The sequence below is a fragment of the Flaviaestuariibacter amylovorans genome, assembly GCF_039541815.1.
Taxonomy (GTDB): Bacteria; Bacteroidota; Bacteroidia; order Chitinophagales; family Chitinophagaceae; genus Flavisolibacter; species Flavisolibacter amylovorans.
Genome location: NZ_BAABGY010000016.1, coordinates 491991 through 502089 on the forward strand (window position 1 = coordinate 491991; position 10099 = coordinate 502089).

Below are 10099 nucleotides of genomic sequence, written 5' to 3' on the forward strand. Positions count from 1 at the left end.
GCGCCCTTTGCTCCCTCCGCGTCCGAACATTCCTTTGCGCCTCTGCGTTCCCACGAAAAAAGCCGTCGCTCCGCGACGGCTTTTCATCAGTAAGGACGCGGGCCCTAAAACATTCTCCCATCATCCCATTACCCCATTCTGCCATTACTTCACCACAGGGTGCGTCACGGCTTCGAGCTCCCCGTGCACGAAGAGCATGAGCTCGGCAATGTGGTCGGGCGACAGCGAGAACTTGAGGCCGGCGGCCTCGTAGAGCTCGGGCAGCGTGCGCGTGCCGCCAAGCGCGAGGGCATTTGTATAATTACGGATGGCGCCTTCGCGGTTCTCCTTGAACTGCTTCCAGAGGCCGATGGCGCCGAGCTGCGCGATGCCGTACTCGATGTAGTAGAACGGCACTTCGTAGAGGTGCAGCTGCCGCTGCCAGGAGTACTTGCGGAACTCCTCGAGCCCGCTCACGTCGAGCGAGATGGAGGTGTAGTCGTTCATGATGCGGCGCCAGTGCTCGGCCCGCTCCTCCGTAGTATGATTCGGGTTTTCGTACACCCAGTGCTGGAACTTGTCGATGGTGGCGATCCAGGGGAAGATGGTGATGACGCGCTCGAGCTGGTGCTCCTTGGCGCGGCGCAGGTCTTCGGGGTTGTCGAAATACACGTCCCAGTATTCCATGCTCATGAGCTCCATCGCCATCGAGGCCACCTCGGCGATCTCCATCGGGTATTGCTTGAAGGCCGTCAGCGGCAGGCGGTGCGCCAGGAAGGAGTGGATGGCGTGACCGCCCTCGTGCACCATGGTGGTGACGTCGCCCATCTGGCCGGCGGCGTTCATGAAGATGAAGGGCGCGCCCGTTTCCTCGAGCGGGCAGTTGTAGCCGCCGGGGGCCTTGCCCTTGCGCGAGTCGAGGTCGAAGCGGTTCATCTTCTTCATCGTTTCGAGGCAGTCGGCAAAGAAGGGATCGAGCTTGCGGAACACGTCGATGGTCTTCTGCACGAGCTCGTCGCCGGTCTTGAAGGGGGTGAGCGGGGTCACGCCTTCGGGCTCCGCCTCCACGTCCCAGGGACGCAGGTGCTGCAGGCCCAGCTTCTGGCGCTTGCGGTCGTAGATGAAGTCCACAAGCGGCATCACGTGCGTCACCACCGCGCTGTGAAACTGGAAGCAATCCTCCTTGGTATAATCGAAGCGGCCGAGGTCCACGAACTTGTAGTCGCGGTAGTTGTCGAAGCCGGCATTCTTTGCTACCTGGGTGCGCTTCTCCACGAGCTTCGTGAAGAGCTCGTTGAGGCCCTCCTTATCCTGCTGGCGGCGCTCCTGGATCTTGAAGTAGACGCGCTCGCGGAGGGAGCGGTCGTGGCTTTCGAGGAACTTGGCCGCCTGCTGCAGCGTGTATTCTTTGCCGTCTACCTCCACGCTCATCTTGCCGGTGATGACGCCGTATTGCTGCGCCAGCACGGCCGTTTCGGCCTGAATGGGAATATTGGCCTCGCGGAACAGCTCGATGCTTTTTTTCACGGAGCGCAGGTAGGTACCGTATTCCTTCGGGTCGAGCTCGGCGGCGAGGGGCGACTCCACGAGCTTGCGGTTCAGCTGGTCGCCATAGGGCTGCATCTTGGGCTGGATCTCCATCACGAAGTAGGTGAAGGCGTCCTCGAGGGCTTTGTTCTCGGTGTCGCAGGTCATGCGGATCTGGCGCCAGGCGGCGTCCTCGCCGATCACGGCCTCGAGCTCGCTCATGTCGCGCAGCCACTGCTCGAGGCTTTCGCGCGTGTCGATGTTGCGGGCCAGGAGGTCATCGAAATAGGGTTTCAGGCCTTCCCAGTCGGTGATGGTAAAATCCTCGGGAAGAAACTGACGGGGGAGCTTTTGTATATCCGCGCTGTAGTTCATGGGCAATGGTGAATGGTGAATGGTGAATGTAGTGACGGGACAGGCGTCTAAAAAATTGGGCCGTCCCTCGGCAGGCTCGGGTTGACAAGAGCACTGGTGTCACTGGACAGGTTCGGGGATGATAAGCTCTTTTGGCAAGCTCGGGAGGACGGGCGCGTTCTTCTTTTGGAAAGACGAGTGGTTGCAGGAAGCGCGTACCGGCCCGTCCGGAAACGTCATTGCGAGCGCAGCGAAGCAATCTCCTGCGTTACGCAGGGTGGTCGCCGGGGAGGCATGTTCCCGGGCGGTCACCCCGAAGGTTGGGGAGTTTGCTTCGCTATGCTCGCAATGACGGGTGGCATTCCGCCACGCCTTGCTTGCGGGAGCAAGGATCTATGGAAACGAACCGATTACTCGGCGTCGTCTTCTTTCTTCTTCTTGGGCGCGGCCTTCTTCTTCGGCTTTGCCTCGTCGCCTTCGGCTTCGTCGGCCTCGGCTTTGGGGGCAGCCTTCTTCTTCGGCTTCGCCTCGGCGTCGTCGCCTTCAGCGTCCGTTTCGGCCTTCTTCTTCGGGGCGGCCTTCTTCGGCTTTGCCTCAGCGTCGTCGCCTTCGTTGTCGGCGTCAGCCGAAGCCTTCGCAGCCTTCTTCTTCGGGGCGGCTTCCTCAGCGCCGTCGGCGCCTTCGGCGCCTTCTTCAGCGGCGGCCGACTTGAACTCGACGCCCTGGCCCTGCAGCAGCTCGAACCACTTCACCATCTTCTTCATGTCGGAGTTGTACACGCGGGCGAAGTCGAGGTTGGGGTACACTTCCTCGAAGTAGGCTTTGATGCCCTGGGCGTCCTTGGCATCCGGGAGCTTCTTCTTGGAGCCCTGCATGGCCAGGAACACTTCGGTGAGGTTCACGTTCTCGCCCGTGGTGTAGATCTCGATGCTTTCGAGGTGGGAGAGGTTGTGTATGCGGGAGGAGATGAATTTCGTGCTTTTGTCTTCTACCGAACGCACCAGCGCGCCATCATTCTTGCTGCTCACGATCTCGTAGAGCCCGGGTAAGCCGGTAACGGCCACTATTCTGTTGTATTCCATCGTTCAGGATTTTTAGGGGCTGCAATATAAGCCTTAAAAAGGTTTTGATGGTTTTGGAAGGTTTTATAGGTTTTTATGGTTGAGGTTCGCTCCTCGTTCCTTGTTCCCTGTTCCTTGTTCCGTGTTCCTTGTTCTATTGTTCGGCTGCGCCGCGCGAGACCCACGGATCTGCGGCAGGATGCCCCCGGGCGAGCGCTCCCTGGCCGCGGGTGCCCCCACGGGGACCCTGAACCGCCCTGCGGGCGGGGTCCTATCCCCCACGGATAAATCCGTGGGCTGGTATGATATCGAAAACCCATAGCTGAAGCTATGGGCTGGTGGGCCCCGTTTTTACCCTGATAGCCAATCATCGGTGTCTGCAGCGCCCCTCTCCCCCGGAGAGGGGGCGGGGGAGAGGTCATTCACCTTAATTAACCTTGCCCGGCACCGTTTTGGCGGACCTTTGCGCAAACACCCACGACCCATGCTCCAACGGAAAGGCCTATTCTTGGTCCTGGTATTCCTCCTCGCTGCCGCCTCCGCTCACTCCCAGGCCGTCTCCGGACGCCTCGTCGATCCCGAAACGGGCGCCCCGCTCGCCGGCGCCACCGTGGCCCTGGCCTCCATCCGCGACTCGGCCGGCGCCACCCAGACGCGCACGACCGACTCCGCCGGCCGCTTCCGCTTTACCGTGCCCGGCCGCGACTCGCTCCGCCTCCGCTTCAACTACGTGGGCTACGAAACCCTCCAGCGCACCCTGCGGGTAGACTCGGCCGACGTGGCCCTCGGCGATGTGCGGCTGCCCCGCGCCGCCCGCGAGCTCACCGGCGTCGTCATCAACGCCACCGCGCCGCCGGCCACCCAAAAGGCCGACACCGTGCAGTTCAACGCCTCCGCCTTTAAAGTGAACCCTGACGCCACGGCCGAAGACCTCGCCCGCAAGCTCCCCGGCATCACCATCGAGAACGGCCAGGTGAAATCCAACGGAGAGAACGTACAAAAGGTAACCATCGACGGCCGCGAGCTCTTCGGCGACGACGCCACCGCGGCCCTCCGCAACCTGCCCGCCGAGGTCATCGACAAGATCCAGGTCTTCGACCGCCTCTCCGACCAGGCCCAGCTCACCGGCTTCGACGACGGCAACACGAACCGCGGCATCAACATCGTTACGAAAGCCAATATGCGCAACGGGCAGTTCGGGCGCCTCTTCGCCGGCGCCGGCACCGGCGAGAACGGCTCCGACCTCCGCTACAGCGCGGGCGGCAACACCACCTTCCTCAAGAACAACCGCCGCGTCTCCCTCGTCGGCAACTTCAACAACATCAACCAGCAGAACTTCGCCCAGCAGGACCTGCTCGGCGTTACGGCCAACGCCCGTAGCGGCGGGGGCAACCGCGGACCGGGCGGCGGCGGGCGCGGGCAGGGCGGCCGGCCACAAGGGGGCGGCGGACAGGGCGGCTTCGGCAGCAACGCCAACTTCCTCGTAGGCCAGCAGGCCGGCATCAACCGCACCACGGCCTTCGGCATCAACTTCACCGACCAGTGGGGACCGAAGCTCACCGTCACCGGCTCCTACTTCTTCAACAACAACCGCAACAACACCGAAGAGCTCAGCACCACCGACTACTTCAGCAAGGCGAGCGCCTTCAGCCAGACGCGCGACACCACCACGTCCACCAGCTCCAACACGAACCACCGCATCAACGCGCGCATCGAATGGAAGATCGACTCGTCGAACACGCTGCTCATCATCCCCAACCTCTCGTTCCAGCTCAACGAAACAGACCGAGCCACCAACCGCTTCTTCAACTACAACGAGAACGACCGCACCCTGGAGCAGCGCTTCAACAGCAACCGCACGTCGAGCAACCGCACCGGCAACAACCTCAATAACACCATCCTGTACCGCCACTCCTTCGCAAAGCGCGGGCGCACCGTATCGGTGAACCTCACCACGTCCTCCAACACCCGCACCGGCGAAACCTTCGTGAGCACCGCCGACCGCCTGCTCTACACCGGCACTACCGAAGACACGAGCACGCAGCGCTACACCGACCAGAACAACGACGGGTGGCAGGTGTCGGCAAGCATCAACTACACCGAGCCGGTGGGAAAAAAGGGACAGCTCCAGCTGAGTTACAATCCGTCCGTATCGCGCTCCAATGCCGACCAGGCCGCCTGGGGCTACGACCCGGTGTCGAAACAGTACAACCTGTTCCTCGACTCGCTCTCCAACAAGTTCGAGAACCGCACCGACGCGCAGAACGGAGGCCTCTCCTACCGCGCCGGCGACCGCGACCGCATGTTCTCCATCGGCGTCAACTACCAGCACACGCGCCTCCGCTCCGACCAGAGCTTCCCGCGCGTGCTCACGGTCGATAACTCGTTCTCCAACGTGCTGCCCAACGCGATGCTGCGCTACAAGCTCTCGGCCCGCAGCGCGCTCCGCTTCAATTACCGCGCGCAGGTGAACACCCCGTCGGTAACGCAGCTCCAGGGTGTGGTGGACCCCACCAACGCGCCGCTCTTCACGGTGGGCAACCCCGAGCTCGACCCGCAATACACGCACACCCTCAGCAGCCAGTATACCTTCACCAACACGCAGAAAGGCCAGCTGCTCGTAGCCAACGTGTTCCTGCAGGCCGCCAACAACTACATCTCCAACGGCACCTTCACGCCCCTCCGCGACTCGCTGGTGGCGGGCCAGGTGATCCAGGGCGGCTCGCAGCTCACGAAGCCCATCAACCTCGACGGCTACCGGAGCCTGCGCACCCTGCTCACCTACGCCTTCCCCGTAAAGGCGATCAAGTCGAACGTGAACTTCAACAGCGGCTTTACCTATAACCGCCTGCCCGGCTATATCAACAACACGCTCAACCAGGCCAACAACTACGTCTACAACCTGGGCACCGGCATCTCGAGCAACATCTCGCAGTACGTCGACTTCACCGTGTCGTACAACACCAACTTCAACCAGGTACGCAACAACTCGTCGGACAAGAGCACGCAGGACTACAACTACTTCCAGCACGTGCTGTCGGCGCAGCTGAACCTGCTGTCGAAGAACGGGTGGCTCCTGAACTCGGATGTGAGCAACCAGTATTTCTCCGGGTACTCGAACCTGCCGTCGCAGGCCTATACGCTGTGGAACCTGGCCGTGGGCAAGAAGCTGGGCAAGGAGCGGAAGGCCGACCTGCGCCTTTCTGTTTTCGATCTGCTGGGTCAGAACCAGAGCATCGTGCGCAACGTCACCGACTTCGGCATCGAGAACCAGCAGACGCAGGTGCTGCAGCGCTACTTCATGCTCACCTTCACCTACAACCTGCGCAACTTCGGTACCGCCGCGGCCAGGGCGGCCAACCGGAGAAATACGGGGTTGTAAGGGTTTTGAGGGTTTTAGAGGTTAGGTGCGCATTCGCGGCAGGAAGGCGGGAGAAGGGGAAGAAGAGTTTTTTACCGCTAAGAAGCTAAGGGGCTAAGGGTTTCGCTAAGAGGCTGTTTGAATTAACTGATAGGCTGGCAAGGCTGCAAGCGGCCTGTTTCGCGCGGCGGCGCGGCGCCCCGAAGCTTCGGGGCGGCGTGCTTTCGCTACGACGCGCCCCTCCTGATTCCCTTCGGTATGCCGAGGTGTTCCGTTCCCTGTTCCCTGTTCCTTGTTCCCTGTTCGATATTCAATATTCCCCCTCCGTTCATCCCCGGAAAGTGCGGTCCGGGCCGCTTTGTGCAACAACGCCTTCCATACGGCGTACCTTTACGGCCCTCGAATACCTGCATGCATTCCCGGAAGCCGCTGCTACTGTCCCTGACCCTCCTGGGTACCCTGGCCTCCCGCGCCCAGACCGGCGCCGTGCAGGGACAGCTCCGCGACCCCGAGAGCGGCGCGGCCCTCCGGGGCGCTACCGTCGTTCTCGCGCCGGCTGCCGACTCCACCGCGCGCAAAACGCTCCTCACCGACTCGTCGGGACGCTTCCGCTTTAGCACCCTGCCGGCCGACTCCTTCGTGCTGCGTTTCAGCTACAGCGGCTATGCCCCCCAGGAGCGGCGCTTCCGCCTCGCCACCGGCGCGCGCCTGCGGCTCGGGCCGATCGACCTTGCGCGCAGGGGCCAGGAGCTCACCGGCGTCGTGATCCAGGCCACACCGCCCCCCGCCACACAAAAGGCCGACACGCTGCAGCTCAACGCATCCTCGTATAAAGTGAATCCCGACGCCTCGGCCGAGGACCTCATCCGCAAGATGCCCGGCATCTCGGTAGAAGGCGGCCAGGTAAAGGCCAACGGCGAGAACGTACAGAAAGTGACGATCGACGGCAAAGAGCTCTTCGGCGACGACGCCACCGCGGCCCTCCGCAACCTGCCCGCCGAGGTCATCGACAAGATCCAGGTCTTCGACCGCCTCTCCGACCAGGCCCAGCTCACAGGGGTAGACGACGGCAACACGCAGCGCTCCATCAACATCGTCACGAAGGTGAACGTGCGCAACTCCCAGTTCGGGCGCTTCTATGCGGGCTATGGCACCAACAACCGCTATACCGCCGGCGGGGCCGCTACCCTCCTGAAGGAGGAGCGCCGCATCTCGCTCGTGGCCAACTTCAACAACGTCAACCAGCAGAACTTCGCCAACCAGGACCTGCTCGGCGTCACCGCCAACATACGGGGACGTGGCCGCGGTCCGGCCGTTCCCGGCGCCAATGCGGCGGCCCTCACCGTGGCGCAGCAGGCCGGCATCAACCGCACGAGTGCCTTCGGCGTCAACTACAACAACAAGTGGGGCAAGAGCCTTATCCTCAGCGGCTCGTATTTCTACAACTACAGCCGCAACCGCACCTACGAGGAGGCTGCCACCGAATACTTCTCCACGGGCCGCAACGCCTTCGAAACCACTACCGACACCGTGCGCTCCGGGAGCTACAACGGCAGCCACCGCATCAACGCCCGCCTCGAGTGGCGCGTCGATTCGGTGCATACCCTCGTGTTCACCCCGGCGCTCTCCTTCCAGGACAACGGCAGCGAGCGCACCGTGGACCGCTTCTTCGGCTACCGCACCAACGGGCAGGGCCTCACCGAGCGCTACACCAGCAACCGCAACGGCTCCGACCGCGGCGGCAATACCATCAACGGCTCCCTGCTTTTCGTGCGCCGGTTTGCCCGGCGCGGGCGCTCCTTTTCGGCCAACGTGTTCCGCAACAGCAACGAGCGCCTCGGCGACACGTATATCGGCACCACCGACACCCGGTTTTACAGCACGCGCGCTCCCTTCGACACGCTCACGCAGCGCTTTACCGATCAGCAGAGCGGCGGCTGGCAGGTGGGCGCAAGCCTTACCTGGTCGGAGCCGCTGAGCCCCCGGTCGCACCTGCAGCTCACCTACAATCCCAGCATCGCCCGTGCCACCGCCGACCAGGAAACCTATGCCTGGGACGGGGCCCAGGGTAAATACAGCACCTTCCTGGCCCCGCTTTCGAACCGCTTCCGCAACCGCACCGACGCGCAGAATGCCGGCCTCTCGTACCGCTACGGCAACCGCGACCTCAACTTCTCGGGCGGCCTCTCGTTCCAGCACACCCGCCTGCGCAGCGACCAGCAGTTCCCGCTGGCCCAGCGTGTGGACGGCGCCTTCCGCAACCTGTTGCCCAACGCGCAGATGCGGTGGAAGGTATCGGGCCGCAGCTCCCTGCGCTTCACCTACCGCGCCTCCGTCAACACGCCCGGCGTGACGCAGCTGCAGGGTGTGGTGAACCCGGGCAACCCGCCCCTCTACTCCGTGGGCAACCCCGACCTCGACCCGCAATACACACACGCCTTCAACGGGCAATACACGTTCACGAACCCGAAGAAGGGCCAGCTCCTTACGGGGAACCTGTTTGTGCAAACGGCCAACAATTTCATCGCCAGCGGTACCTTCCAGCCGCAGGAGGACTCGCTGGTGGCGGGCACGTTGCTCGAAGCTTTCTCGCAGCTGCGCAAGCCGGTGAACCTCGACGGCTACCGGAATGTGCGCGGCCTCGTCAACTACGCGTTCCCGTTGAAAGCGATCAAATCGAATCTCAGCTTCAATGTAGGCCTCAACTGGAACCGCCTCCCGGGCATCGTCAACAACGCGGAAACGACCACCGACAATACCGTATACAGCCTGGGCACTGTGGTGGCCAGCAATGTGTCGTCGTACGTGGACTTCACCATTTCGTACACGGCCAACAAGAACGACGTCCGCAACCGGAGCAGCAACAGCAAGGCGTCCACCCTCTCGTATAACTACTACCAGCACGTGGCCTCGGTGCAGCTCACGCTGCAGTCGAAGCGCGGCTGGGTGCTGCAGACCGATGCGGCCAACCAGTATTTCTCCGGGTTCAACAACAACCCGGCGCAACAGTACACCCTGTGGAATATGGCCGTGGGCAAGAAGTTCGGCAAGGCCCGCAGCGCCGACCTGCGGCTTTCGGTGTTCGACCTGCTGGAGCAGAACCAGAGCATCGTGCGCAACGTCACGGATACCTATATCGAGAACGAGCGCACCGAGGTGCTGCAGCGCTACTTCCTCCTCACGTTCACGTACAACCTGCGCCACTTCGCCGACGCTTCGACGCGCAAATGACCCGGCCCCAGCGCTGCGCGCGCAACCTTCGCCTTCGCTCGGTTGGCCCCGAAGGGGGAACTTAGGTTGGTGTTTCCTTCCGGTAGCCAATTGTTGCAAAGAAGCACCTTGCTACGAAGCACTCTTCCTGGTCTCCCGCTGTAACGTATCTACCCAACGCAGCTGGCCGCAGTCTCCGACTGCGGTCCAGGCCGAACTTTAGGAAAAGCCCTGACCAACGTAGGCTGCTCCTTGGGTGCGTTAAGTCCTACGACTAAAGCCCTGGCTGGTCTATCTCGAAAAGCTGCCGCTGAAGCGGTGGGCTCGTTGGGTCGTCGACAAAAAAGCCCCCTGCTGCTAACAGGGGGCTTTGGGATAGATGTATTTCTGCTTTGTGGTTAGTGCTTCACGAGCGTGATCGTCTCAGATGTAGTACCATCCGCTGCCAGTGCCTTGAGGTGATACTGACCCGCAGCAAGACCTGCAAGATCGATCGTAGCGGTGGTGGACGTACCGGCAGCGAGGGCGATGGACTGCACCTTCACCGTTCTTCCCTGCATGTCCGTGAGCTGCAGCAGCACGTTGCCAGCTACAGCACCGCCCTGCA

General features: G+C 62.4%; 5 protein-coding genes. 2 read left to right on the forward strand and 3 right to left on the reverse strand.

The window, feature by feature from the left end:
• Positions 1-144 precede the first annotated feature (144 nt).
• Together ABD937_RS21785 and ABD937_RS21790 are read right to left on the reverse strand one after the other, a co-directional pair.
• A complete protein-coding gene (locus ABD937_RS21785) occupies positions 145-1881 on the reverse strand; it encodes a M3 family oligoendopeptidase (protein ID WP_345258101.1) in 1737 nt (578 codons plus the stop codon).
• A 389-nt stretch (positions 1882-2270) separates the two neighbouring features.
• Positions 2271-2942, reverse strand: coding sequence for a DUF5606 family protein (locus tag ABD937_RS21790; RefSeq protein ID WP_345258103.1), 672 nt, complete (start codon positions 2940-2942; stop codon positions 2271-2273).
• 463 nt (positions 2943-3405) lie between these two features.
• On the opposite strand from ABD937_RS21790, the gene ABD937_RS21795 reads away from it, so the two are divergent.
• Positions 3406-6303, forward strand: coding sequence for a TonB-dependent receptor domain-containing protein (locus ABD937_RS21795; protein WP_345258104.1), 2898 nt, complete (start codon positions 3406-3408; stop codon positions 6301-6303).
• Between the two features lie 390 nt (positions 6304-6693).
• The gene (locus ABD937_RS21800) at positions 6694-9513 is read left to right on the forward strand and encodes a TonB-dependent receptor (protein ID WP_345258105.1); all 2820 of its coding nucleotides are present in this window, start codon (positions 6694-6696) and stop codon (positions 9511-9513) included.
• A gap of 377 nt (positions 9514-9890) precedes the next feature.
• Here the strand turns inward: ABD937_RS21800 and ABD937_RS21805 are convergent.
• Positions 9891-10099: hypothetical protein (locus ABD937_RS21805; RefSeq protein WP_345258106.1), on the reverse strand; the 209-nt coding region annotated here is incomplete at its 5' end.